Source organism: Streptomyces sp. NPDC042102 (assembly GCF_055582305.1).
Genome location: NZ_JBVJDL010000001.1, coordinates 1,803,556 through 1,827,671, shown reverse-complemented (window position 1 = coordinate 1,827,671; position 24,116 = coordinate 1,803,556). Strand labels below are relative to the sequence as shown.

General features: G+C 73.9%; 20 protein-coding genes. 8 read left to right on the top strand and 12 right to left on the bottom strand.

Annotation, left to right across the window (positions count from 1 at the left end):
- The first annotated feature begins 13 nt into the window (after nt 1-13).
- The 4 genes from ACZ6KO_RS07580 (at nt 14) to ACZ6KO_RS07565 (ending at nt 6,642) form a co-directional block, all read left to right on the top strand.
- A complete protein-coding gene (locus ACZ6KO_RS07580) occupies nt 14-2,851 on the top strand; it encodes an AfsR/SARP family transcriptional regulator (RefSeq protein ID WP_469301214.1) in 2,838 nt (945 codons plus the stop codon).
- Nucleotides 2,852-2,950: 99 nt separating this feature from the next.
- Nucleotides 2,951-4,192, top strand: coding sequence for a cytochrome P450 (locus tag ACZ6KO_RS07575; RefSeq protein ID WP_469301212.1), 1,242 nt, complete (start codon nt 2,951-2,953; stop codon nt 4,190-4,192).
- A gap of 191 nt (nt 4,193-4,383) precedes the next feature.
- The gene (locus tag ACZ6KO_RS07570) at nt 4,384-4,923 is read left to right on the top strand and encodes an EF-hand domain-containing protein (protein WP_469301209.1); all 540 of its coding nucleotides are present in this window, start codon (nt 4,384-4,386) and stop codon (nt 4,921-4,923) included.
- A 117-nt stretch (nt 4,924-5,040) separates the two neighbouring features.
- The gene (locus tag ACZ6KO_RS07565; protein WP_469301207.1) at nt 5,041-6,642 is read left to right on the top strand and encodes an NAD(P)/FAD-dependent oxidoreductase; all 1,602 of its coding nucleotides are present in this window, start codon (nt 5,041-5,043) and stop codon (nt 6,640-6,642) included.
- 13 nt (nt 6,643-6,655) lie between these two features.
- On the opposite strand, the gene ACZ6KO_RS07560 is transcribed toward ACZ6KO_RS07565, so the two are convergent.
- Nucleotides 6,656-7,084, bottom strand: coding sequence for a nuclear transport factor 2 family protein (locus ACZ6KO_RS07560; RefSeq protein ID WP_469301205.1), 429 nt, complete (start codon nt 7,082-7,084; stop codon nt 6,656-6,658).
- An 89-nt stretch (nt 7,085-7,173) separates the two neighbouring features.
- Nucleotides 7,174-7,881, bottom strand: a complete 708-nt coding sequence (locus tag ACZ6KO_RS07555) for a helix-turn-helix transcriptional regulator (RefSeq protein WP_469301202.1) — start codon at nt 7,879-7,881, stop codon at nt 7,174-7,176.
- 340 nt (nt 7,882-8,221) lie between these two features.
- Between ACZ6KO_RS07555 and ACZ6KO_RS07550 the strand changes: the two genes are divergently transcribed.
- Nucleotides 8,222-8,884, top strand: a complete 663-nt coding sequence (locus ACZ6KO_RS07550; protein ID WP_469301200.1) for a deoxynucleoside kinase — start codon at nt 8,222-8,224, stop codon at nt 8,882-8,884.
- 10 nt (nt 8,885-8,894) lie between these two features.
- Here ACZ6KO_RS07550 and ACZ6KO_RS07545 read toward each other — a convergent pair whose 3' ends face one another.
- Nucleotides 8,895-9,500: a TetR/AcrR family transcriptional regulator gene (locus ACZ6KO_RS07545; RefSeq protein WP_469301198.1), complete on the bottom strand. Its 606-nt coding sequence runs from the start codon at nt 9,498-9,500 to the stop codon at nt 8,895-8,897.
- A 104-nt stretch (nt 9,501-9,604) separates the two neighbouring features.
- Here ACZ6KO_RS07545 and ACZ6KO_RS07540 point away from each other — a divergent pair, with 104 nt between their 5' ends.
- Nucleotides 9,605-10,159: a DUF3995 domain-containing protein gene (locus ACZ6KO_RS07540; protein ID WP_469301195.1), complete on the top strand. Its 555-nt coding sequence runs from the start codon at nt 9,605-9,607 to the stop codon at nt 10,157-10,159.
- Between the two features lie 19 nt (nt 10,160-10,178).
- On the opposite strand, the gene ACZ6KO_RS07535 is transcribed toward ACZ6KO_RS07540, so the two are convergent.
- Together ACZ6KO_RS07535 and ACZ6KO_RS07530 are read right to left on the bottom strand one after the other, a co-directional pair.
- The gene (locus ACZ6KO_RS07535; RefSeq protein WP_469301192.1) at nt 10,179-11,270 is read right to left on the bottom strand and encodes a PP2C family protein-serine/threonine phosphatase; all 1,092 of its coding nucleotides are present in this window, start codon (nt 11,268-11,270) and stop codon (nt 10,179-10,181) included.
- 63 nt (nt 11,271-11,333) lie between these two features.
- On the bottom strand, nt 11,334-12,128 hold the full coding sequence (locus tag ACZ6KO_RS07530; RefSeq protein WP_469301190.1) for a Tat pathway signal sequence domain protein: 795 nt from the start codon (nt 12,126-12,128) through the stop codon (nt 11,334-11,336).
- A gap of 266 nt (nt 12,129-12,394) precedes the next feature.
- Here ACZ6KO_RS07530 and ACZ6KO_RS07525 point away from each other — a divergent pair, with 266 nt between their 5' ends.
- Nucleotides 12,395-12,763 carry an amphi-Trp domain-containing protein gene (locus ACZ6KO_RS07525; protein ID WP_469301187.1) on the top strand — a complete coding sequence of 123 codons (369 nt, stop codon included), beginning with the start codon at nt 12,395-12,397 and terminating at the stop codon, nt 12,761-12,763.
- A gap of 65 nt (nt 12,764-12,828) precedes the next feature.
- Here ACZ6KO_RS07525 and ACZ6KO_RS07520 read toward each other — a convergent pair whose 3' ends face one another.
- Together ACZ6KO_RS07520 and ACZ6KO_RS07515 are read right to left on the bottom strand one after the other, a co-directional pair.
- Entirely contained in the window at nt 12,829-13,809 is a 981-nt protein-coding gene (locus ACZ6KO_RS07520; protein ID WP_469301185.1) for a hypothetical protein, read from the bottom strand.
- A gap of 101 nt (nt 13,810-13,910) precedes the next feature.
- Complete coding sequence (locus ACZ6KO_RS07515; RefSeq protein ID WP_469301182.1) at nt 13,911-14,315, bottom strand: SHOCT domain-containing protein; 405 nt, start codon at nt 14,313-14,315, stop codon at nt 13,911-13,913.
- A 236-nt stretch (nt 14,316-14,551) separates the two neighbouring features.
- On the opposite strand from ACZ6KO_RS07515, the gene ACZ6KO_RS07510 reads away from it, so the two are divergent.
- Nucleotides 14,552-16,381 (top strand): diacylglycerol/lipid kinase family protein, encoded by a 1,830-nt coding sequence (locus tag ACZ6KO_RS07510; RefSeq protein WP_469301598.1) that lies wholly within the window; start codon nt 14,552-14,554, stop codon nt 16,379-16,381.
- Between the two features lie 9 nt (nt 16,382-16,390).
- Here ACZ6KO_RS07510 and ACZ6KO_RS07505 read toward each other — a convergent pair whose 3' ends face one another.
- The 5 genes from ACZ6KO_RS07505 to ACZ6KO_RS07485 form a co-directional block, all read right to left on the bottom strand.
- On the bottom strand, nt 16,391-17,992 hold the full coding sequence (locus ACZ6KO_RS07505) for an MFS transporter (protein WP_469301180.1): 1,602 nt from the start codon (nt 17,990-17,992) through the stop codon (nt 16,391-16,393).
- Nucleotides 17,993-18,154: 162 nt separating this feature from the next.
- Complete coding sequence (locus ACZ6KO_RS07500) at nt 18,155-19,564, bottom strand: DUF2252 domain-containing protein (RefSeq protein WP_469301178.1); 1,410 nt, start codon at nt 19,562-19,564, stop codon at nt 18,155-18,157.
- 53 nt (nt 19,565-19,617) lie between these two features.
- Nucleotides 19,618-19,815: a hypothetical protein gene (locus ACZ6KO_RS07495; RefSeq protein ID WP_469301176.1), complete on the bottom strand. Its 198-nt coding sequence runs from the start codon at nt 19,813-19,815 to the stop codon at nt 19,618-19,620.
- Between the two features lie 200 nt (nt 19,816-20,015).
- Nucleotides 20,016-22,688 (bottom strand): winged helix-turn-helix domain-containing protein, encoded by a 2,673-nt coding sequence (locus tag ACZ6KO_RS07490; protein ID WP_469301173.1) that lies wholly within the window; start codon nt 22,686-22,688, stop codon nt 20,016-20,018.
- Between the two features lie 128 nt (nt 22,689-22,816).
- Entirely contained in the window at nt 22,817-23,905 is a 1,089-nt protein-coding gene (locus ACZ6KO_RS07485) for a helix-turn-helix transcriptional regulator (RefSeq protein WP_469301171.1), read from the bottom strand.
- Nucleotides 23,906-24,116 lie beyond the last annotated feature (211 nt).

The following is a 24,116-nucleotide window of genomic DNA, read 5'->3' as shown; positions in this document are numbered from 1 at the left end:
GGGGTGGGGAATCATGAAATTGCTGCTGTTGGGACCGTCGGAGCTGCGCTCCGACCAGGGTGACCCCGTCCCTCTCGGCGGTGCCAGGCGCCGAGCCGTCCTGGCCGCCCTGGCGTTGGACCTCAACCGGGTCGTGCCGGTGGACCGGTTGCTCGACCTGGTCTGGGACGAGGAACCGCCGCCGAGCGCCAAGGCCGCGCTCCAGGGACATGTCGCCAGTCTGCGCAGCCGGCTCGACGGGTCACTCCGGCTGGTGACCCGGGCTCCCGGGTACGCGCTGATGGCGGACCGGGCCCTGGTCGACGTGCACCACATGGAGGACCTCGTGGCGGCGTCCCAGGACGTGGCGGACGACGAGGGCATCCGCCTCCTGGACGCGGCCCTCGGCCTCTGGCGCGGACCGGCCCTGGAGGACTGCGAGTCCGAGGCCCTGCGCGCCCGCGCCGGGACCCGCCTGGAGCACACCCGGCTGCGGGCCCTGGAACTGATGGGTGAGCGGCTCCTGCGCACCGGACGGCCGGACCTCGCCGTGCCGCGGCTGGCCGCGGCGGTGGAGGAGAACCCGCTGCGCGAATCGCTGGTGCGGCTGCTGATGCTCTGCCACCAGCACGAGGGCCGCCAGGCGGAGGCGCTGCACCTCTACCACGCCACGCGCGAACAGCTCAAGCGCGACCTCGGCGTCGCCCCCAGCCCCCGGCTCCAGGAGGCGTTCGCCGATCTGCTCGGCCGGATGCGCTCCGGGCGGCGGGTGCCGGCCGCCGTACCGGAAGGGCGCGCCGGCACCAGATCACGCCCGGTCGCCCCGGCCCGGCCCGACCCCGCCGGGCGCGCTCCCGCCCGGCCCGCGATGGCGCCCCGGACCTCGGCTGCCACAGCCGCCGAAGCCGCCCCGGCCGACCATCGGGTCCGGCCGGCGCAGCTCCCGCGCACACCGGCCGGTTTCATCGGCCGGACCGCCGAGTTCCGTTCCGTCGCCGCGGCGCTGGCTCCGGACTCCGCGGGCCTCGCCCTGGTCGTCGGCCAGGCAGGGGTCGGCAAGACCTCGCTGGCGCTGCGCTGGGCCCATGCCCACGCCGACGACTACCCGGACGGCCAGTTGTTCGCCGACCTGCACGGCTTCGACGGTTCGACGCCGGTGGAACCCTCGGTGGTGATCAGCGGGTTCCTCTCGGCGCTCGGCGTGCCGCAGGACCTGATACCCGACGATCCGGCCGCCGCGCAGGCCCTGTACCGCACCATGCTGGCGCAGCGCCGGCTGCTGATCGTGCTGGACGACGCGCGCGAGTCGGCTCAGGTGCGCCCGCTGCTGACGGGCGGCGGCGGTTCGGCGACCCTCGTCACCAGCCGGCTGCGCCTCGACGGGCTGCTCGCCCTCGACGGAGCGGCCCTGGTGCCGGTCGGAGTGCTGGGTGAGGAGGAAGGCCTGGCGCTGCTGCGGGCCGCCCTCCTCGACGACCGGATCGAGCGGGAACCCGACGCCGCGCGGGAACTCGTCCGGCTGTGCAGCGGTCTGCCGCTGGCCCTGCGGATCACCGCCGCCCGTCTGGCGGCGCACCCCCGGTGGACGCTGAGGTCGGTGGCGGACGAACTCGGCGACGAGCAGCAGCGGCTGGCGGCCCTGTCGATCGAGGACGCCGACATCACCGCGGCACTCACCCTGAGCGTGCGCGCGCTCAGCGCCGAGGCCCAGGCGGTGTTCTCGGCGCTCAGCGTGGTACCCGGCGGCGACTTCACCGCTCACGCCATCGCGGCCGCGTGCCGGATACCGCTGGCCGACTCCCGCCGGGCGCTGGGCGCGCTGGCGAGCGCGCACCTGATCGAGCAGCGTTCGGTCGGCCGTTACTCCTGCCACGACCTGGTCCAGCTCTTCTCCCGCCAGTACGGCTGCGAGGGGCGCGCCGACCGGCTGCGCGGTCTGCTCGACTTCTACGTGCACACGGCGTACGCCGCCTCCCGGCTCTACGCTCCCGACGGCCGGCCCTGCTGCGATCTGCCCGACTGGTGCGAGCGGCCGCAGGCCGTCCCCGCGCTCGCCGACCGGCGTGCGGTGCTCGACTGGTACGAGACCGAGTCGGCCAATCTCTGCGCGGCGATCGAGGCGGCCGCCCGGGCCGGTGAGGCGGACCGGGCCTGGCGCCTGACGGTACTGGTGTGGCCGCTGATGACGTGGCAGAGCCATCGTGACTGGACCTCGGTGGTGAGCCACGCCCTGCGGGCCGCGCGGGCGACCGGTGACCCGTGCGCCGAGACCCGGGTGGCGAACCTGCTCGGCTGGGCCACCGTGGAGGCGGGCCGGGCCGAGGAGGCGATCCCGCTGCTGGAGCGCTCGCGGGAGCTGGCGGCCCTGACGGGCGACGACTGCGATCTGGCCCAGGCACTGATCAACCTCGGGCTGGCCCACGCCGCGTCCGGGTCGTACGAGGCCGCGGTGACGGTGTACGAGGAGGCGGCCAGGGTCTCGGAGGAGAGCCGCGACTACGGCACCGCGAGTCTCGCCCTGCACCACGTGGCCCGGCTGTACCTGGACCGCGGCTGGGCCGACCAGGCCCTGATCCACGCCGAACGGGCCCGGCTGATGCCCGGTTCGCGCGGTCTGCTGGGGGTGCTGCTGTGCGACGTACAGGGCGTCGCGCTGTGCCGGACCGGGGACCCGTGGGCGGCCCTCCAACTGCTGGAGGAAGGGCTGACCGCGGCCCGCACGGAGAAGTTCGTCACCGGTGAGGTCAAGGTGCTGGAGCACCTGGTGGAGGTGACCGGGCGGCTGGGTCTGCGCGCGGAGAACGAGGAGTACCGCGGCGCGGCCACCCTCCTGCGGGGCCGTATGCGGGAGGTGGCCGGGGACCCGTTGTGAGCGGGCGCCGCCGGCCGGGCCGGCGGGTCCGGCGCTTCTTTGCCGTTTCTCTGCATGGACATGCGAACCCCGGTGGTGAGGGGGCACGTTCCCCATGCCATGAGTAGCCTGCATCCTGACGGATTCAACCCGTTCGCGCCGGGCGCCATGGACGACCCGTATCCCGCCTACCGGGAGCTGCGCGAGAGCCGTCCGGTCCACTTCAGCCCGCGGACCGGGCTGTTCTTCCTGTCCAGGTACGAGGACATCGCGGTGCTGGCCCGCGACCGGACCAAGCTGGTCCGGGGCAGCGCGCTCACGGGCCGGTTCGAGCAGTTCCGCGGCACCGCGCTGCACCGGATCCTCGCGGCCAACCTGTTCGCCCTCGACGACCCCGGTCACGGCCGGCTCAAGCGGCTGGTCGGGCGCACGTTCACCCGGGGCCGGGTGGCGGCGATGGTCCCCCGGATCGAGGAGGTCTGCGCCGAGCTGCTCGACCGGGCGGAGCTCGACCCCGCGGGCGGCGTGCTCGACCTCGTACCGGTCATCGGTCATCCGCTGCCGTTCCTCGTCATCTGCGAGTTCCTCGGCATCGCACCCGGGGACCGGTCCCCGTTCCTCGGCTGGACCCACAAGGTGCTGCCGATCGCCGACCCCTTCCCCACGGACGAGGAGAAGATGCTGGCGGTCGACGGCGGCGGCGCCTTCGAGGGCTTCTTCGCCGCCCTGATCGCCGAACGCCGCGGCCTGCTGCACCGCGGCCGGCCCCTGCCGCCCGGCCTGATCAGCGAGCTCGTGACGATCGCCGAGGAGGACGGCGAACGGCTCGGCGAGGACGAACTGCTCTCGCTGGCCTTCACCCTGCTCGTGGCCGGCTTCGAGAACGTCACCAACCTGATCGGCAACGCCATGCGGGCGCTGTGCGAGAACCCGGACCAGCAGGAGGCCCTGCGGGACGAACCGGAGCTGCTGGACAACCTCGCCGACGAGGCCCTGCGCTACTACAGCACCACGCAGTACAACCTGCGCGAGGCCGCCGAGGACTTCGAGCTGCACGGGGTGCGGATCCCGGCCGGCTCGCGGGTGGTCCTGCTGCGGGGCGCCGCCAACCGGGACCCCCGGCAGTTCGAGGACCCCGACCGGTTCGACCTGCGGCGCCCCAACAGCGCGACCGGCGTGGGTTTCGGCGAGGGCGCCACGCTCTGCACGGGAGCGGCGCTGGCCCGGCTGGAGGTGCGGATCGTCTTCCGCGAACTGCTGCGGCGGTGCGGGACGTTCGGGATCGAGCGGTTGCGGACCGGCCCCACCAGGCTGTTCTGGGGACCTCGTGTGCTGTCGGTGGCGTACGGGCCGCGCGGCTGAGCGGAGTGCGGTGCCGGGCGCAGCTGGGTCGGTCCTGGCCGGGCTGGGCGGGGCCGTGGGTGGGCCTACCCGATCGGGTAGGAACGATCACCGGGAGCCGCAGCCGTATGCGCGCGGGCCGCGGCATGTGGTTTCCTGGTCCCGCCTCGCAGCGTGACGGGGCGACCACATGGAGTGAAGGGGATGGTGTCGTGAGCGTTCTGGACATCAAGCTGGAGCGGGCGTTCGACGTCTTCGACGCGGACCGCGACGGGCGGCTCGAGAAGGCGGACGTCATCGGCCTGTCGGACAGGCTCGCCGAGTCGCTCGGCTGCGCCCCGGAGGCCGTGGCCGCGCTGCGGACCTCGCTGGCGGACCTCTGGGACACCGTCTTCCACGCGATGGACAAGAACGCCGACGGCGGTGTCGACCGGCAGGAGTTCCGGGCGGCGTTCCGGGCGCGGATCGTCACCGACCAGAACCGGATCTGGGAACGCATCAGGAACATGAGCAACGCCTGGACCGAGCTCGGTGACCGCGACGGCGACGGCATGCTGAGCCGCGAGGAGTACACCTCCCTGCTCCACGGCATGTTCCGGCTGCCCCGGGAGACCTTCGACGAGGCGTTCGACCAGCTGGACGTCGACGGTGACGGGCAGTTGAGCCGGGACGAGATCAGCGCCGCGATGAAGGAGTACTACACGAGCGAGAACTACGCGGCGCGCGGCAACCAGTTCTTCGGCCGTCTCTGAGCGGTGCGCAGGGGGGTCTGCGGGCCCCCCTTCCTCCTGGGCCGATGCGTATCGCGTTCCCGCTCGTTGATCACGAGGGGAAGCCGATCCCACGTAATCCACCTGGAGGATCTCTTGATGGCCGATGCCGAACTGCCGGTGATTGTTCTCTCCGACTCCGATCCGCTCCGCCGGCACGAGACCGCCGAGCTGGTGCAGAGCTGGTACCGGACGTCGTTCCGTGTGCTGCAGGTCGGCGGACCGGCGGAGGTGGTCCGGGCGCTGACCTCGCTGGCCGACCGGAAGGTGCCCGTCGCGGCCGTGCTCGCGGACGAGGCCCCCGACCCCGGCGCCGCGCAACCCGGCGTGCGCTGGCTGCCGCTGGCCGGGCACCGCGGCACCGTACCCGGCGCCCGTACCGGGGAGGAGGCTGCGGACGGTGACGGCCCGGCCGAGCACCTCCGTGAGGCGCTCGACGACTCCCTGTGCACCTGGAACGCCGACTGCGAGGGCGAGCTGGCCACCGCCGAGGTGCGCGGCAGCCGCTTCTCCCCCGCCGCGTACGCGGTGCGCGACTTCCTCGGCCGCAGCGGTGTGCTCTTCCGATGGCTGCCCGAGGAGGACGTACGGGAGGCACCGGTGACCGTCCGGCTCGGCGACGGCACCGAGCTGGTGAACCCTTCGATCAGCGCGCTGGCCGAACGGCTCGGCCTCATCCGGCCGGCGGCGCAGGACCACTACGACGTCGCGGTGATCGGCGGTGGCCCCGGGGGACTGTCCGCCGCCGTGTACGCCGCCGCCGAGGGCATGAGCGTGGTCGTGATCGAGGACGACGCGCCCGGCGGGCAGGCGGGATCGACCTCACGGATCGAGAACTACCTCGGGTTCCCCGTCGGACTCACGGGTGGCGACCTGGCCCAGCGGGCCCTGCAACAGGCGCGCAGGGCCCGCGTCGAGTGGCAGCCCACCCGGGTGGCCAGCCGGGTGACCACGACCGGAGAGGGCGCCCACACCGTCGATTTCGTCAAGGCCGGCACCGATGAGACGGCCTCGGTGACCGCGGCCGCCGTGGTGGTGGCCACGGGCGTGGACTGGAACCGGCTGACGGCTCCCGGCGTCGACCGCCTCCTCAACTCCGGTGTGTACTACGGGTCCTGCCTGTCCGACGCCCCCTCGACCGCCGGGGAGGACGTGTACATGGTGGGCGCGGGCAACTCCGCCGGGCAGGCCGCCCTCTACTTCGCGCGCTACGCCCGCTCCGTCACCCTGCTCGTCCGGGGCACGGACCTCGCCGCGTCGATGTCGAGCTACCTGGTGCAGCGGATCGAACGGACCCCGGGCGTCAGGGTCCTGCTGGGCACCGAAGTGGCCGAGTGCCTCGGCGGGCCGACCCTCACCGGACTCAGGCTGCGCGACCGCCGGGGCGAGGAGACGACCGTCGCCGCGCACTGCCTGTACGTCCTGATCGGCGGCCGCCCGTCGACCGAGTGGCTCGGCGGCGCGCTGAAGCTCGACGACCGCGGCTACGTCCTGACCGGCAGCGGCGGAGCCGGCCCGGACGCGCTGCCGATGGAGACCAGCCGGCCCGGCGTGTTCGCCGTGGGCGACGTACGGTCCGGATCCGTCAAGCGGGTCGGCGCCGCGGTGGGCGAAGGCGCCGCCGTGGCCCAGTCCTTGGTCGAGTACCGGCGGCGTCACCCGGAGCGCTTCCAGGACGCGCGGACGTCCTGCGGGTTCTGACGGTTCCGGCCGGTCAGGCGGCGAAGCGGCGGTTTCCGGTGAGCGACCACACGGAGGAGATCCGGCCGTCCGTGACCGCGAACATGTCGATGCCGCTCTTGACGACGACGTCTTCGCCGTCCGCGTTGCTCTCGATCCAGCGGCAGGCCATCTCGCCGCGCTCGGAGTCGACCAGCGGTGCGGCGTCGGCGGCGAACGTCAGGCCGGTGAGGGCCAGGCTGTTGGCCGAGATGAACGCCATCAGTTCGTCCGGGCCGAAGGAGGCGGCGGAGCCGGTGCCGTCGAAGTCGTCCGCGAAGTGCAGCCGGAAGCCGGGGGCGAGGATCTGCTCGGCGAGGGCGACGTTTCCGTTCCAGAGCGCCGTCCAGCCCTCCACCAGGCGGGTGCCGGCCTCCCGGGTCAGCGGTGCGGAGTCGGTGGTGGGGGTCGTCGTCACAGACATGGGTGCCTTCCATGGTCGGTTCGTGGTCACCCAGCGTCCGGGCCGGGGGCGACAACCCCCTGTCGGTATTTAGCCGTCCGGGCGGCGGCTCAAGCGAAACCGTAGAGCTCGTCGAGCGGGACGAAATCCCATCCCAGGGTGTCCAGTTCGGACAGGTCCACCGGACGCGGCTCCGCCGTCTCCTCCAGTGCCCGCGCCTCCCGGATGCGGTCGAGGCGGAAGCCCCGTACGGCGGAGCGCAGCCGGCACCAGCCGATGAGGTACCAGTGGTCGGCCCCGAGGAAGCCCAGGGGTTCGACGGTGCGGTCGGTGACCTCGCCCCGCGCGTCGGCGTAGCGCAGGTGCAGCAGCCGGTGGGCCGAGAGCGCCTCGCGCAGGGTGTGCGGGAGCGCGGACGGGCGGACGGGGTTCACGGCGAGCCGGATCCGGCCGGCGAGCTCGCGCGCGGCCTGGCGTTCGCGCTCCGGCATGACGGCGAGCACCTTGTGCAGCGCCGCGCGGGCGTCCGTGGCGAACGGTGTCCCGGACAGCCCGTGCAGGGCGACGGCCAGGGCCGCCGCCTCGGCCGGGGTGATGGTCAGGGGCGGCAGGGTGTGGTCCTTGTCCACCACGTACCCGCCGCTGCGGCCCGGTTCGGCGTAGAGCGGCACACCGGACTGCTGCAGGGCGCTGAGGTCGCGCTCGATGGTGCGGGTGCTGACGCCGAAGCGCTCGGCGAGCCACCGGGCGCTGCGCGGCCGGGGCGAGACCGCGCGTAACTCCTCCACCAGGGCGTACAGGCGCTCGGTACGGTTCACAGTCAAGGACCGTAGCCGATGCCCCAAAGCCTGACGACGGCGGATCCGGCCCCGGCCCTCCGGTGCGGTCCGGCGCCCTGGCCTGCGGGGGGCTGATCGTCATCTAAGATTCAAGGCGGCCGCGGGGCCGCGGCTCGGCGCTGTGCGCGGCGGCCGCGCAAGCGTCAGGCCGGCCGGTCGAGGAGAGCGGCCTGGGTCAGGGCCTTGGTCCGGACGGGGACCACATGACGCGGATCTTGAAGATCCCGGGGAATCGCGTGACCGCCGGTGTGCGTCTCAGTGGTGTGGGGCGCCCAGCCCACCCGCCCACGAACAGAAGACCCCCAGGGAGAAGTGAGGTATGCCAGTGATCTGCGTCGGAGGCATGATCGGCATCGGCAAGACGAGTGTGGCCGAGCTGCTCGCCGAGGAGCTGGGCAGTGAGGTCTTCTACGAGAGCGTGGAAGACAATCCGATCCTGCCCCTCTTCTACACGGCCGGCCCCGAGGAGATCCAGGCGAAGCGCTACCCCTTCCTGCTCCAGCTCTACTTCCTGCAGACGCGGTTCGCCGCGATCAAGGAGGCGTACAAGCAGGGCGACAACGTCCTCGACCGCTCCATCTACGAGGACTGGTACTTCGCCAAGGTCAACCACGACCTGGGCCGGATCAGCTCCCTCGAGATGCAGGTGTACGAGGGGCTGCTGGACGAGATGATGCGCGAGATCGACGGCCTGCCCTACCGCAAGGCACCCGATCTCATGGTCTACCTCAAGGCGGACTTCGAGACGGTGCTGCACCGCATCGGGCTGCGGGGCCGCGATTTCGAACAGGACGAGGCCCTCGTCGAGTACTACCGGACGCTGTGGTCCGGCTACGACGACTGGGTGCACAAGCACTACTCGGCCAGCGAGGTCCTCGTCATCGACATGAACCACACGGACGTGGTGCACAACCCCGAGGACGCCGCCCGCGTGGCGCGGGAGGTCAAGGACGCCTTGGCGGCGGTCGGGCACCGCGGCTGAGCCCCGCCGTTCAGGATCCGCCGCCGGTACCCGTACCGGTACCGGCCGGCGCGAGGATCATGTCGATCAGGTGGGCGAGGGCCTCGGCCGAGCCGGGGCCCTGGAGCTGTACCTCGGGGGCGGGACCGGGCGCCGTCCTGCGCAGCTCGAGCCATCCCAGGTAGGCGGCGTACGCGGCGAGCGCCCGATGGCGGGCGTCCCGCTGCCCCAGACCGAGGCCGGTGTACACCTCTTCGAGGAAGGCGAGCCGGGTCCGCGTGACGCGCGCGACGACCTCGGCGACCGCGGGGTGGCCCGTCTGCGCGGCGAGGGCGGGCTCCAGGCCGGCGATCTCCTCGTCACCCAGTGCCTCGGCGAACAGGGCCCGTGCCCGCGCCAGGGGGTCCGCCTGCTCCCGGACGGTCACGATGACCTCGGCCGTACCGCGCCGCTCCCAGGTTTCGAGGGCGGCCACGAGGAGGGCCTCCCGGTTCTCGAAGTGCCAGTAGAAACTTCCGCGGGAGACGCCGAGCTCCCTGGCCAGCACATCCACCGCCACCGCGGCGGCCCCGCCGCGCGCGAGCGCCCGCAGTGCCGCCATCGTCCAGTCGTCCTTGCTGACCTTGCCCTTCACCATGGTCCGTACAGTACTGTATGGAATGTCCATACAGCGGTGCATGGATCTGCCTCCGGTGCCGGTGGCCCGGTGGCAGACCTGCGGAGGTAGGGAAGGGCGGCAGCATGAAGGCCGTGGAATGGCTGCTCGGTTCGGCGGGCGGCACGAACCGTACGGGCGGTATGAGTGATTCGCTCGGGGGCGGTGCGGGTGGTGGCGCCCGCGCCGCGGCCGGTGTCGTGGCCGCCGGCCTGGCGGCGGCCGGCGCCCTGCACGTGGTGTGGACCGTCTCCTCCTGGCCGCTGGCCGACCGCGCCGAGTTCGCGGCCGTCGTGGTCGGCGTCGACGAGGGCCGGCTGCCGTCGGTCCCCGCCACGCTGGCCGTCGCCGGACTGCTCGGCGCCGGCGCGTGGCTCGTGGTCACGGCTGCCCGGCCGGCACACCGGCTCGCCCCCTCGCGACTGGTGCGGACGGGTCTGTGGACGCTCTCCGGCGTGCTGGCCGTCCGCGGACTGGGCGGTCTGCTGGTGTCCGGCCTCGAGCTGCAGGAGGCGCCGGAGCGGTTCCGCCACTGGGACCTGGCCCTCTACTCGCCGCTGTGCGTCGCACTGGGCGGGCTGACCGGCTACCTGGCGTTGCGCACACGCCGCCGGCACACGCCCTCATCCTCGTCCTCGTGAGGTACCTCAGGTTCCTCGCTCAGGGTGCGCACAGGCGTACGGCGAGGGCGGCGATGTCGTCGTCGAGGCGCCCCCTGCTGTGGCGCAGGAGGTCCCGGTGCAGGGCCGTGAGCAGCTCGCGGGGCGGTGTGGGGGGCTGCCGGCCCATCCAGTCCCCCAGCGGGAAGAACTCACCGTCCCGGGCACGGGTCTCGGCGATCCCGTCGGTATAGAGGAGCAGCAGGTCGCCGGGGGCGAACTCGAACGTGTCGACGGTGTAGTCGTCACCGATGAGCTCCGCGAGGCTGAGCAGCGGCGAGGGGCTGCCGGGCTCGAGGACACGGAGCTTCCCGCGGTTCAGGAGCATCGGCGGAGGGTGTCCGCAGTTGAGGATGTCGATGCGTCTGCCGCCGTGCGGGATCTCGGCGAGCAGGGCGGTGGCGAAGCGCTCCATCGGCCCGTCGGGGGGAAACGCGGCGTTGTACCGGGTACTGCTGGCGTCCATCCTGCGCGCGACGGCGACCATGTCGGCCTCGCCGTAGGCCGCCTCCCGGAAGGCGTTGACGATCGCCGCGGCCGCCCCCACCGCCGGCAGGCCCTTGCCCCGCACGTCACCGATGAGCAGCCTGACCCCGTACGGCGTGTCGACCACCTCGTAGAAGTCCCCGCCGATGCGGGCCTCCGCGGCGGCCGCGAGGTACAGCGATTCGATCTCGACGTCGCCGAAGCGGCGCGGCATGGGGCTCAGCACGACCTGCTGCGCCGCGTCGGCGACGAGCCGGACCTGGAAGAGGGTGCGCTCCCGCTGGAGGCGGACATGGCTTCCGTACGCGGCGGCCACCGTGACGGCGACGATGCCCGCGCACGTCCACCACGCTCCCAGATCGGGGAAGACGAAGCTGAGGCCGATCATCAGGATGAGGCAGACCGTCCCGAGCAGGACCGTGGGGAGGACCGGCCACATGGCCGCCGCCAGGGCCGGCGCCGCCGGCAGCAGGCGGCTGAAGGCCATTTCCGGCGGAGTGGCGTAGGCCAGGCTGGCGATCACGACGGTCAGGATGACCGGCGACAGCCGCACAAGCCTCCCCGGGCCGTAGCTCCGACGCAGCCGCGGCCGTCCAGACTCGATCACATGTCCCAGGGTATCCGGGCAATAAGGGCATAGCACTCCGGCGAGGCGGACCCCGGCGCCCCCTCACGTACCGGTGAGCTGGTACGCGCGCAGGTTGCGCAGCAGCAGGTAGCTGTCGCGCAGGGAGCCCGACGTGTCACCCAGGGAGCGGTAGATGCCCCACTTGGGCCGCACACGGTCGGCCAGGAAGGTGTCGACACCGGTCCTGGTCGCGTCGACGATCGTGGTGCCGCCGCTCTTCACCACCCAGCGCACGGATCCGGACGTACCGTCGCCGATCTTCATCTCGTACTCGATGTCGATCCACTTGTTCTGGAGCGGTTCGAGGTTCGTCCGGCCGACCAGGACGTCACCGGCGAAGACCTTGTGCTCGATGGTCTGCACCCCGTTGACGCGCCGCAGCGAGGTGACCGTGATCGGTGACGTGCCGCTGCCGGGCTGCTTGGTCTGCATGATGTGGGTGAAGGTCGTCGTGGCCTTCAGCGAGCTCGGGATGTACATCGAGTACGTCACGCGCCAGGTCTCGCCCCGCCGCCACTGGAGGTGGGCGGACGAGGAGGTCCGGTTGCCCGTCACCTCCTGGCGCTGGCGGTCGGTGGCCGAATCGCGATCACCCATGTGCATGTCAAATCGATAGGCGCCTCCCGCGACCTTGATGTGGGGTGCGCCGCCGGGGTGCGAGCCCGCCCGGTCGTCCTCGACGGTCTCGAACGCACCGAGTCCGGCCGTGGCGGGATCGGGTGCCCAGCGGAGCTTCCAGGTCGGGGCCGCCTCGGCGGAGAAGGAGGGGAGCGCGAATCCGAGCAGGGCCAGCGCGAGCGCCGCCGGCGCGACCCTCGCCAGACGCCGATGCCTCATGTGTCACCTCTGGGTTGAGGTTGTGGAGTGCGCCTCATGGTGCGGGAGGCCGTAGTGGAAGTAAAGGTTCCTAACCAACCTGCCGACACCCGGCGCCCTCCCCCAAGGGGGCGCCCGTTCGCGCCGAGGCACGCGGAGGTCGGCCGGATGGACCAACGGGGACGGGTCCGGGGCCGCGTGATGGCGTCGTGGAACGGACCATGGCAGGTGACCGGTCCGTGCCGGCCCGTACGTCCCCGTGTCCTGGCCATGTCCTGGAGGAAGCCGTGTCAGACCTCAAGTACGAGCAGAAGCGCTCGTTGTCCCGCATGGAGGCCGCCGACCAGCTCGCGGCACTCGCCGAGGCGCTCCGAGGGGGTGAAAAGGCCGACATCGAGCTCGGCGCGGGCGTGCTGAGCCTGCGGCTGCCGGACGAGCTGCGCACCGAGGTGGAGATCGAGGTGGACGGGGACGAGATCGAGCTGGAGATCGAACTGAAATGGACCACCGGCCGGCCCCGCTCGGCGTCCCGCGCGCCGAAGACCGCCGAGGAGCCGGAGCCGGAGCCGGCCCCGGTGAGACCGGCGAGGCCGGCACGCAGCCGGAAGGCCGCCGGGGCGGCCAGGACCAAGCGGGCCGCCGCGAAACGTGCGTGAGCGGCGGCTGCGCGAGCGACCGCCAGGGGGTGTCCGGCCCTGGTCCGCCGGGCCGGCGCCAGGGCCTACGCGTCGTCTGCGTCCGGGGCGCGGTGCCGGCGGCGGTACTGCCACAGCGCGCCCGCCCCTACGGACGTCGCGATCAGGACGATGCCCACCACCGGCCACACGCTCCCGGCCATCCGGAGGTCGGCGCCGTGGACCACGACCACCAGCAGCGCCGGCAGCACCACGTAGCCCACGGCACGCAGGAACGCGGCCAGCATGCCGGGATCCAGGCGGGACGTGGTGGTGCGCCGGCGCGGCAGCCCGGTGTGGGTCAGGTACATCGCCGCGGCGCGGGAGAACGCCTCGCGGGACCCCCTGCGGTAGGACACCGCCATGTACGGCAGCCACACCAGCGGGACCACGGTGCCCACCAGCAGCGTCAGCACCAGGAGCGCCCAGCGGCCCAGGGAGATCAGCCGGTCCCGTGCGGTCGGGGTGGTGTCCGTCGGGCGCGGCGGCGTCACCCCGAGGAGTTTGGCCATGCGGAGCGTCAGCGCCGTCAGGGCGGAGATCCGCCCGCCCTCGTGGCGCGCCGGCCGGCCGTCGCCGTGCTGCCCGGGCGGCTGCCGGTCGTCCTTCCCGTGCGCCGCCAGCGCGCGCTCCGCGGCGTCCGCGTCCTCGTAGACGCCCTGGAGGACCATGAGTTCCGCGGCCCGCCGCGGTGCCGTCGGATCGTGTCCGGCCACGGCGGCCAGTTCCAGCATGGTCCGGGCCTGGCTGAGCAGCGCCGCGCAGAACGCGACCGGGATGAACACGAGGAACGGGCCGCCGACGAAGGCCCCCTCGGTGACCGTCCGGCGCATCCCCCGGGCCACGACCTCCCCGCCGAGCGAGGCGGCGTCCGCGTCGGGCCGCTCGGCGCGCAGCCTGGCCACGCTGCGCGCGGCACGCGGTCCGGCGTGCCGCAGGGCGAAGCCGGCCAGCAGTTCGGGCAGCCGGCCCGGCTCGCGCATGGCCGCGCGCAGCAGGGCCTCGGGCGCTCCGTCGGGACGGGCCACCGTGCCCTCCGTTCGTCGGGTCGCACGGCCGCGTCACCCGGCCGGCCCGGCCGGTGGGCCGGGCCGCCGGGCTCCTTCGCCGCGCGACGCCGGCGGTGCGGTCAGTGGGACGCCAGGACCTTGGCCTTGGCCTGCTCGTACTCGGCGGCGGTGAGGTCGCCGTGGTTGCGCATCCCGGCGAGTTTGGCGAGCTCGTCGGCCGTCGCGGTCACGGACGCGGTGTCCCCGGCCGCCTCCTGGACGTACGAGCGGAAGGCCTTCTCCTGCTCCTGCATCTGCCGGAGCTGGCGCTCGCCCATGCCGCGGCCCCGGGCGATGAGGTAGATGAAGCAGCCGAGGAAGGGCACGACGCAGACGAGGACCGTCCATCCCGTCTTGCCCCAGCCGCCCAGGCTGTCGTCCCGGAATATGTCTCCGATGATCCTGAAGAGCAGCATGAACCACAGCACCCACAGGAAGAACCAGAGCATGGTGAGGAATGCGTTGAGCAGCGGATAGTCGTCCATCGTCGTCTCCGTCGCAAGGCTGCCCCGGCCGCGGGGCGGCGTCTGTGTGGCGTGGTCCAGGGTCCTCGCTCCCCCCGCCGCCGGCATCACCCGGTCCGGGTGGGGCCACCGGCCGTGCGGGGGACGCCGACACCCGGGACGGGGCGGACCCCCGGGAGATGCGCGGCCATCCGGCCTGGAGCTCAATGGAGATCGGGGGGCGAAGGTGCGGCAGAGCGGAGGAGCCCCACGTGAGCATGCACGCCAAGGCGCGGCTGGCCCTGCTGTCCGGTGCGGCGGCCCTGATCGTCATGCTGGTCTTCGCCGGCTACCGGAGCATCGTCCTCGTGGTCGTGGGAGCGGCCGGGGTGGTGGTGACGGTGGCGGCCGGCTGGCTGGTGCTGGCCCATCGCGGCCCGGTGCGATGGGTGGCGCTGCTCCTGGTCGTGGCGGCCCCGCTGGCCGTGATCGTCTGGTACGTGCACGCCGGGCTGCTGTGGGTGGTCCTCTGCGCGGCCCTCCTGTGGGCCCTGGCCGTGGCAGCCGGGCGGGCCGCCCTCACCGCGGAGGGCCGGTCCAGGATGCCCGAGTTCCGGGCCGCGCCGCCCGAACGGCCGTTCATCATCATGAATCCGCGCTCAGGGGGCGGCAAGGTCGGCGCTTTCCACCTGCGGGAGAAGGCCGAGGCGCTCGGAGCGGAGGTGGTGCTTCTCGACCCCGACCACCCCCAGGACGTCGCCGATCTCGCACGCCGGGCGGTGGACCGGGGCGCCGACCTCGTCGGGGTCGCCGGGGGCGACGGTACGCAGGCCCTGGTCGCCGGCGTGGCGGCGGAACGCAACGTACCGTTCCTGGTCGTCAGTGCGGGCACGCGCAACCACTTCGCGATGGACCTCGGGCTGGACCGCAGGGACCCTGCGGCCTGCCTGGACGCCCTGACCGACGGGGTGGAGCTGCGGGTGGACCTCGGCCGGATCGAGGACCGGGTCTTCGTCAACAACGCCTCCTTCGGGACGTACGCGGAAGTGGTGCAGAGCCCGGCGTACCGGGACGACAAGATCCGTACGATCATGGCGCTGCTGCCGGACCTGCTCGCGCGCCACAGCGGCCCCCGGCTGCGCGTGCACGCCGACAGCACGACCGTCGAGGATCCGCAGGCCGTGCTGGTGAGCAACAATCCGTACGGCCGCGGCGACGCGGCGGGGCTGGGCAGGCGCACCCGGCTGGACACCGGCACGCTCGGCGTCCTGAGCGTGAAGGTGAACAACGCCGCCCAGGCGGCCGGAATCCTGCGGCACGGGCGGTCCGGCGGTCTGACGTCGCTGCGCAGCGGCGAGGTCGTGGTGGACTCGGACGACGCGTTCGTCCGGGTCGGGGTGGACGGCGAGTCGCTGACCATGCCCGCACCGGTGCGCTGCCGGGTGGAGCCCGGCGCCCTGCGGGTGCTGGTGCCCCGGCACCGGCCCGGGATCCGGACGGGGGTGCCGATGAACTGGGCCGGGGTGCGCAGGCTCGCGCTGACGATGGGGAGGGCGGCCGTGGAGAAGCGGCCCGCTCCGGCGGGCAGGGGTGAGCACCCGGGAGAGCACGGCCGCGGGCGGCCGGGGCCGGGCGGCGCGGCGCGGTCCGATTACTCCGGAGCCGTGTACGGGTCGCTGCTCGCCGCCTCCGTCATCGTCGGGGCCGGCAGCCTCGGGGACTTCCCGAGGGCGCAGCTGATCGTGCTGCTGCTCGGCACGGGTGTGGTGTTCTGGGCGGCGCACGTCTTCGCCCGCCTGTTCGGCGTGTCGCTGGCCGACGAGCAGCTGACCTGGCGCGAGGTCCGCAGGGAGTGCGCGCACGAGCGGCCCCTGGTCGACGCGGCCGTCCCGCCCGCCGCGGCCGTCGCGCTGAGCCGGCCGCTCGGTCTCGACATCTCCGGGACGATGTGGTTCGCGCTGTCCGTGGCCCTGGCCGGGCTGGTCGGCTGGGCGGTCGCCGGGGCGGTACGGGCCGGCGCGCCGCGCCGTCTGGTGGCCATGGCGGCAGCGGCGAGCCTGGTACTGGGCCTCCTGATCGTCGGGCTCAAGACGGCCATCTCGCACTGAGGCCGGGGGTCAGGGCGTCGGCGGTGTGCCGGCCGGTGTGCCCATCCGCCCCGTGGGCAGCCGGCGGGTGAAGGGGAAGCAGAGCAGGGTGACGGCCCCGACGGCCAGGATCGCCGTCTTGAGACCGGTGATCTGGGCCTGCGCGTACTCGTCCACGTACGCGTCGGCCTCCGCCGCCGGGACGCCCGTCCGTTCGATCGCCGCCCGGACCTGGTCGGTCGAGAGGAAACTGACCCCCGACGCCACGGCGACGCCGGTCTGTTCGCGCACGGCGTCGGAGATCGCGGGATTCTCCTCGATCTGCCGGACGAAGACGGTGGTGAGCGCCACGATCAGCACCGATCCGATGAGGGCGGTGCCCAGCGAGGAGCCGAGGTTCTGCGCGGTGTACTGCAGTCCGCCGGCCTCGCTGCGCCGGTCTTCCTCGACGCTGGACTGCACCACGTTGCCCAGCTGCGACGCCAGCAGGCCGATGCCGATGCCGAGCAGGCCCATCGCCCAGGCGAACGAGGCCTCGTCGAGCTCCGGCCGGACCGTCGAGAGGAGCCAGACGACGGAGCCGAGCAGGACCAGCAGCCCCACTCTGACCACCGTGCGCGGGGAGGCCACCCGGCCCAGGAGGGGACCGCTGAGGGCCGAGAGGAACATCGTGACCGAGACCGGCAGCAGCCGCAGACCCGTCTCGAACGCGTTGAGCCCCTGCACGATCTGGAGGTAGAGGGGGATCACGAAGAAGAGGCCGAGCATGATGAGGTTCTGGGCGAACAGCATGGCGAGTCCGGAGCGCAGGACGGGGACGCCGAACAGGCCGAAGCTCACGAGCGGGTCCTCGTGCCGGGACTCGCGGCGCCGCTCCCAGATGCGGAACAGCCACAGCAGCAGACAGCCCGCGGCCACCACGAACAGCGTCGGCGAGAATCCGAAGACGGTGAAGGGGGCGTCCCGGGGCTGCAGCCACCCCCAGGCCGAGCTCTGCAGGACGCCGAGCACCACGCCGGCCAGGCCGAGGGCGGACAGCACCACGCCGACGGCGTCGAGCCGGGGCGGCCGGGCGGGCCGCGGCGGCTCGGTGATCCAGCGCACCACGCAGAGCAGGGCGACCACGATCACGACCTCGCCGGCGAAGACGACGCGCCAGGTGAGGTACGTCGTGACCCAGCCGCCCAGCAGCGGGCCGATCGCGATGCCCGCTCCCGCCAGCCCGCCGATCACGCCGTAGGCGACGGCCCGGTCCCGGCCCTGGTAGGCACCGGCGACGAGGGCCGCGAGGGCGGGCAGGACCAGGGCCGCGCCCAGGCCTTCGATGACCGACCAACCGAGGGTCAGGACCCACAGCTCGGGCGCCAGCGCCGTCAGGGCGGAGCCGACGCCGTAGACGCACAGACCGATGGCGAAGGTACGGCGGCGCCCGGCCATGTCACCGATCTTGCCGCCGGTGATCATGAAGGCGGCCATGACCAGCGTGTAGAGCGTGATCACGGCCTGGATGGCGGTGACGTCGGTGTCGAAGTCCTCCACCAGGGTGCTGATGGAGACGTTCATGACCGCGGTGTCCAGCACCATCAGGAACTGCGCGGTGCCCAGCACCAGGAGAGCCCGCCATCGACGCACTGCGCCACCTCTCTGCCCGGGCCGTACGGGGCCTGGGCGGCCCGGCCGACCGTTGCCGCCCACCGTAAGGAGGCGGCGGCGGCCGTCGGCACATTGACGGCCCGCCCGGCTCCCCTGTCAGCCGTACGGTCCTGGCGGCCGCGCCGGGCCGGGCGGCGGCGGTCAGCCGGCCGCGGTGCGGATCCGGCCGGTCCGGGCGGCTTCGACGAGGGCCTCGTAGTCGCGCTCGTTGCGGTCGGCGTACGCCTCGGCGAAGTCGGCCAGTGCACGGTCGAAGGTGTCCGATCCGCCGAGGTAGGCGCCCATGGCGATGGGGTCGCCGGAGCGTGCGTGGGCGCGGGCGAGGGCGGCGCCGCAGACGCGGGCGAGCAGCCGCATCCCCTCCGGCCGCATGTCCTCCGTGGTGAGGGAGCCCTTCCAGTCGTGCAGTTGCCTGACGTAGAAGTCGCGGTGCCGGCCGTCGAGGCCCTTGACCCGCTGCCAGCCGAGGAAGATGTCGCCGCTGGCCTGCATCAGCCGCTGGCCGGCCACCACGCGGTGGCCCTGGTTGTCGTACGTGACGGGCCCGGCGTACGGGGCGAGCACGGACGGTCCGGCCTCCTTCGCCTGGAGGAGCAGCGGGTCGTCCTCGTCCCTGCCGGTCAGCAGGACGATCCAGCAGCGGGTGCCGACGCTGCCCACGCCGACCACCTTGCGGGCCATGTCGACGAGGCGGAACCGCCCGAAGAGCGCCCGGCGATCGGGGGGCAGGCTGGCCGCGTAGGAGTCGAGGAGTTCGCGCAGCGCGGTGTCCTGGTCCGCCGCCGTGGGCTCGTCCCGCAGCTCGGACAGCGGCACCACCAGGGGCGGGTCCGCCACGATGCGCAGCTCCCCGCCGGCCCGGTGGGTGAGCTTGGCGAAGGCCTGGAGGTGGTCCTTGGTACGGGCCTTGCCGATGACACGGTCGGTCCGGCTCAGAGCGCGGCGGCCGCCCTCGGCGGCGATGGCGCGCAGGTCGTCGGCGTTGTCGTGGGCGTACCAGATGTCCAGGACGCGCATGCCCGCGAACTGCCGCATCCGCAGACGGTAGGCCGACGCCGCCTCCAGCACCGCGGCGGCCCGTTCGCGTGCCGGGAAGCCGTTGACGCGGCCGGCGACGGCGAGACTGGCGGCGAGCCGCTTGACGTCCCACTCGAAGGGGCCGGGGTGCGTCTCGTCGAAGTCGTTCACGTCGAAGACCAGGGTGCGCTCGGGAGAGGCGAAGAGGCCGAAGTTCAGGAGGTGGGCGTCGCCGCACAGCTGTGTCGTCAGGCCCGTGTGCGGCGCCCCTCCGAGGTCGGCGGCCATGATGGCGGCCGAGCCGCGGTAGAAGTGGAAGGGCGACTGGAGCATCCGGCCGTAGCGGATGGGCAGCAGTTCGGGCACCCGCGTGGCGGCCTCGGCCTCCAGGATGCCGACGGGGTCGGCCCGGTCGGTTCCCGGGTCGAACAGCGCCTGTTCCGCCCGCCGTACGCTCGCGCGGGCCGCCTTGCCGCGCTCCGCGCGTGCGGCGGGTGTGAGGGCGGCCTCCGGGGCAGCTGCGCGCTCGGTCATGGCGACGGCTCCTCTCGCCTGGTGTCGTGCCCGTCCGGTCCCGGTGTCCGGGATCAGTCGGGCAGCTGGCGCATCTCCTCGACGTGCAGGCCCAGGTCCCGGAAGCGCCCGAGCAGGCCGTACAGGTGCGCCTCGTCCGTGACGGTGCCGAAGAACTGGGTCTGCCGGGACGCCGGCTTGTGGTCGAGTTCGGGAAAGGCGTGGGACAGCGTGTCGGACACTTGGCCCGTGATCCGGAATTCGTAGCGCATGGGCGGGTCCTTCCCACCCTGCCCGGGGCGTGCCCGGTGCGGGGCCTTCCGCTTCGTTCCGGCCGGAGCCGGCGTCTCCATGCTGGCCGCGACCGGGCGCCGCGCGCCTCACCCGTCCGAGGTGAGGGGCGGCCGGGCGGCGGGCCCGGGTGCGGACCTGGGTGCGGGTGCCGCTGCCGCGCGAGCAGGGGACGGCCCGGTCAGAGCATGTGCAGCTCGCGGGCGCGTTCGACCGCGTCACGCCTGCGGGACACACCCAGCTTGTGGTAGATGCCGCGCAGGTGGGTCTTGACGGTGTTCACGGACAGTCCCAGCTCCGCGGCGACCTCCTCGGTGGACAGCATCCGCGCCACGTGCCCGAGCACCTCCTTCTCGCGGGGGCTCAGCTCTTCGACCACGAGGCTCGCGGGCTCCGCGGGTGCGGCGGTGACCCAGGCGTAGGCGGCGCTGCGCCCGTCGAGCCCGGCCGCGAGGTGCCGCACCCAGGGGCCGGCCTCCGTGAAGGGCCGCCGCAGGAGTTCGGGGTGCGCGCGGTGCAGGGCCTGCACGAGCCGGTCGCGTGCCCCGGCCTCGTCACCGTCCAGGAGGGCGTGATGGGCCCGCAGGAGCTCCAGCCGTACCCGGTCCGTGAGGGTGACCGCGGCGGCGTCCTCGGCGTCCGCGATCAGCCGCAGCGCCCGGGCGCCGTGCCCGGCGGCGAGATGCGCCCGCGCGAGGACCACCGCGCGCGAGGGCGGGCCGTCGGGGGCGTCCTCCAGGACGAGCAGCGCCGTGCCGGGATCCCCGTGCGCCAGTGCGGCGGTGGCGTGCGCCTCGGCCAGCCGTACGGCCGTGCCGGTGGCGGTGGCACCGGACCGGGCCGGCTCGTCGAGCAGGTCGAGCGCGGCCTGCCACCGGCCCCGGGCGAGTTCGAGGTGCGCGCGCCGGACCAGGCGCTCCGTGGCGAGGTCCTCGTCGCGGCGGATGTCCGGGAGCTGCTCGCAGCGGTCGAGGTGCGCCGCCGCCGTGACGAGGTCGCCGCGCTCCAGGGCCACCGTGGCCAGGGCCAGCCCGGCCGCACCGCAGCGGTGGTCGACGGGAATGCCGTGCTCGTCGGCGACGCGCAGGGAAGCCGTGGCGTGCTCCTGGGCCCGGGTCAGGGCTCCGGCGGCGGCGTCGGCCAGCGCCAGCCGTCCCAGGCAGCGGTGGCGCAGGACCACCGTCGTGTCGCCGGAGCAGGCCCGGACCGCCTGCTCCAGCGCCTCGCGGGCCGCTTGCGGGTCGCCGGCGCGCAGGCGGGCGCACGCCAGCCCGTACAGGCGCAGGGGTTCGGTCTCGGGGTGGCGGGCGAGCCGCTCGGGCGGCAGCTCCGCCATGAGGACGGCGACCCGACGCGCCTGCGTGTCGCCGCCACCGTGGGGAGCGGCCAGGAGCCGGAGCAGGGCGACGGTGAGCCGGGTCGCCGGATCCGGTGCCCGGCCGGCACGCCCCAGCCGCCGCTCGGCCCGTACGAGCCATGAGCGGCATCCGGCGGCGTCGTGGTGGACCAGCCGGCAGCCGGCGGCGACCAGGGCCGGGGCGGCGCCCGGGGTGTCGGCGGGCATCCGGGCGAAGGTGTCGGCGCAGGGGAGGGTCGCGGGACCGCCGCGCACGGGACCCGCCGGCCCGGATCCGGCCAGCAGGGGGACGACCATCAGGTGCTGGACGGTCCGGGCGGCCGCGAAGGCCCAGTCGCCGCCGGCCGCGGCTTCGGCCACGGCCTCGGCGGTCCGGCCCCGGCCGGCGTACCAGCGGGCCGCGCGGCGGTGCAGCTGGGGTTCCAGTTCCGGCTGGCGGCTGCGCAGGTGGGTGCGCAGGACCTCCGCGAACAGCGGGTGGAACCGGTACCACCGGGTGCCGGCGAGCGGTTCCACGAAGGCGTGGCTGCGGGCCAGGTCCCGCAGGGCCTGCTCGGAGTCCGTCCGTCCGGTCAGGGCGCCGGCGAGGTCGGGGTGGACCAGGTTCAGGACGCCCGTGCGCAGCAGCAGGTCGCGCAGCGGCTCCGGCTGGGTCGCGAGCACCTCGGTGAGGAGGTAGTCGGAGACGGCCTGCTCGGAAGCGGTGAGGGAACGGGCGAAGCCGGCGGGGTCGCCGGACCGGGCCAGGGCCAGGGCGCACAGCCGCAGACCCGCGGCCCAGCCTTCGGTGTGCCCGAACAGGAGGTCCACGACGTCGTCGTCCGGCGCCCGTTGCGGTCCGCCGTGCCCGCCCCGTCCGCCCTGCCCGCCCGGTCCGCCCGGTCCGCCCAGGAGCAGGGCCGCCTCGTGCCGGGTGAAGGCGAGGTCGTGTTCGCGGATCTCGTGGACCCGTCCTTCGGCGCGGTAGCGGTGCAGCGGCAGGGGCGGGTCCTCCCGGCTGATGAGGACCAGGCGCAGGGCCGGGCCGGCGTGTTCCATGACGAACCTCAGCTCGTCGTGGACTCCCCTGCCGGGGAGCTTGTCGAGGCCGTCGACGACCATCACCAGCGGGTCCGGCACCTGTTCGAGGGCCGAGGCGAGGCGGACCAGGAAGGAGCGGGCGACGTCGTCGGCGTGGACGGGCGGTTTCAGACGGGTCGCGGCCGGCAGGCCGTGGCGCCGGAGCCCTTCGACGACGTACGCCCAGAAGACGCCCGGGGTGTCGTCCGCCTCCGCCGTCAGCCAGACCACCGGGGCGCGGTCCGGCCGGGACAGGGCCCACGACGAGGCGAGGGCGGTCTTGCCGAACCCGGCTCCCCCGGTGATCAGTGTCAGCGGCCCGCGCGTGCCGGCCGTGAGCCGCTGCATCAGGCGCGGGCGGCGGACGAGGCCGGGTGCCTGGACGGGTACGGCGAGTTTCGCGGCCAGCAGTGGATCTTCCGAGAGAGGCACGCTCATGTGTCACACCCCGCGTGGTTCGGGCACCCTCCATGGTCGGGTCGGACCGCCTTGATCGCCACGCGCGCCTCACCCGGTCCGGGGGATGCGGGCCGGGCACCGGCCCCGGTGGCGGTGCCGGCGGCCGGTCAATCGGGGAGCCGTGTGCGCAGTTGGCGGCGGGAGCCGATGCCCAGCTTGCGGAACACCTTGCCGAGGTGGTACTCGACCGTGCTCGCGCTGAGGAACAGGTCGGTGGCTATCTCCTGGTTGGTGCGTCCGTCGGCGGCCAGTCGCGCGATCCTCGTCTCCTGCGGGGTGAGGTGCGGGCGGGTCCCGCAGTCGCGACGGCGGGCCTGTTCACCGGTGGCCCGGAGCTCCAGCCGGGCCCGCTCGGCGAAGGCGGCGGCCCCCATGGCTTCGAACGCCTCGTGGGCGGCGCGCAGGCGCACCCGCGCGTCCTGCCTGCGCCGTCGGCGGCGCAGCCACTCCCCGTACAGCAGGTCGGTGTGGGCCTTCTCCGTGCCGAGCGGTGTCGGCCGCAGGTGGCCGACGGCCTCCAGGTAGAGGTCCTCGGCCTCCGCGTCGGTGGCCAGCAGGGCCCGGCTGCGGGCCAGCAGCCCCAGGGCCCACGGGGTGCCGCCGGCGAGCGCCCGCGGGGTCAGTTCGTCCAGGGCCCGCTGGGCGGTGTCGCGGTCGCCGTTGCGTACGGCCGCCTCGACGAGGCCGGGCAGGCTGAGGCCGGCGCAGTGCGGCGGCGGGTCGTCCAGGACGGCCCGGGCCGCCTCCTGGGCCTCGGGGTAGCGGCGCAGGCCCAGCATGAGCACGACCATCGCGGCGCGGGCCAGTTGGACCGGTATCCCACCGGGGACCCCGGGGTACAGCTCCCGTGTGGCCCGCCAGGCGGCCAGGGTGGCCTGCTCGTCGCCGCGCCAGCCGTGGAGCATGGCGTCGGTGGGGTGGGAGAGGCGGGCGTCGGCGCCGGTGGCGTCGGCGACGTCCTTGAACTCGACGAAATGCAGGGCGGCGGTGGCGAGGTTGCCGCGGAAGACCTCCGCGGTGGCGTTGGCGTGGGCGGTGATCTGGAGCATGCGCAGGGCGCCGTGCGCGCGGGCGGCCGCGGCGTAGCGGCGTCCGCACTCCGCGAGGGTGTCGATGTCCCACATCTCGACGGCGGCGATCATCCCGAGCAGACTCCAGCGGACCGCCCCGCCGTGCTCGGCGTCCGGCAGCCGCATCGCGGCGAGCGCCGCCCGCAGGGCGTCGGCGGCCTCGGGGTGGCCGAGCGCGACCAGGCGGGTGTGGCCGGCCAGCAGGAGATCGGCGGCCGCCCCCCCGGGCCCCCCCCGCCCCCCCCCCCCCCCCGGCCCCCCCGGGGGCCGGCCCCGCCCCCCCCCCCGCGCCCCCCCCCGGCCGGGGGGGGGGGGGCCCCCGCGCCGGGCCCCCCAA

Bases quoted from the DNA above. Each gene is read 5' to 3' on its own strand.
- ACZ6KO_RS07580 (WP_469301214.1), top strand. From the start codon at position 14: ATGAAATTGCTGCTGTTGGGACCGTCGGAGCTGCGCTCCGACCAGGGT.
- ACZ6KO_RS07575 (WP_469301212.1), top strand. From the start codon at position 2,951: ATGAGTAGCCTGCATCCTGACGGATTCAACCCGTTCGCGCCGGGCGCC.
- ACZ6KO_RS07565 (WP_469301207.1), top strand. From the start codon at position 5,041: ATGGCCGATGCCGAACTGCCGGTGATTGTTCTCTCCGACTCCGATCCG.
- ACZ6KO_RS07560 (WP_469301205.1), bottom strand. From the start codon at position 7,084: ATGTCTGTGACGACGACCCCCACCACCGACTCCGCACCGCTGACCCGG.
- ACZ6KO_RS07550 (WP_469301200.1), top strand. From the start codon at position 8,222: ATGCCAGTGATCTGCGTCGGAGGCATGATCGGCATCGGCAAGACGAGT.
- ACZ6KO_RS07545 (WP_469301198.1), bottom strand. From the start codon at position 9,500: ATGGTGAAGGGCAAGGTCAGCAAGGACGACTGGACGATGGCGGCACTG.
- ACZ6KO_RS07540 (WP_469301195.1), top strand. From the start codon at position 9,605: ATGAAGGCCGTGGAATGGCTGCTCGGTTCGGCGGGCGGCACGAACCGT.
- ACZ6KO_RS07530 (WP_469301190.1), bottom strand. From the start codon at position 12,128: ATGAGGCATCGGCGTCTGGCGAGGGTCGCGCCGGCGGCGCTCGCGCTG.
- ACZ6KO_RS07515 (WP_469301182.1), bottom strand. From the start codon at position 14,315: ATGGACGACTATCCGCTGCTCAACGCATTCCTCACCATGCTCTGGTTC.
- ACZ6KO_RS07510 (WP_469301598.1), top strand. From the start codon at position 14,552: ATGCACGCCAAGGCGCGGCTGGCCCTGCTGTCCGGTGCGGCGGCCCTG.
- ACZ6KO_RS07500 (WP_469301178.1), bottom strand. From the start codon at position 19,564: ATGACCGAGCGCGCAGCTGCCCCGGAGGCCGCCCTCACACCCGCCGCA.
- ACZ6KO_RS07495 (WP_469301176.1), bottom strand. From the start codon at position 19,815: ATGCGCTACGAATTCCGGATCACGGGCCAAGTGTCCGACACGCTGTCC.
- ACZ6KO_RS07490 (WP_469301173.1), bottom strand. From the start codon at position 22,688: ATGAGCGTGCCTCTCTCGGAAGATCCACTGCTGGCCGCGAAACTCGCC.
- ACZ6KO_RS07485 (WP_469301171.1), bottom strand. From the start codon at position 23,905: ATGCGGCTGCCGGACGCCGAGCACGGCGGGGCGGTCCGCTGGAGTCTG.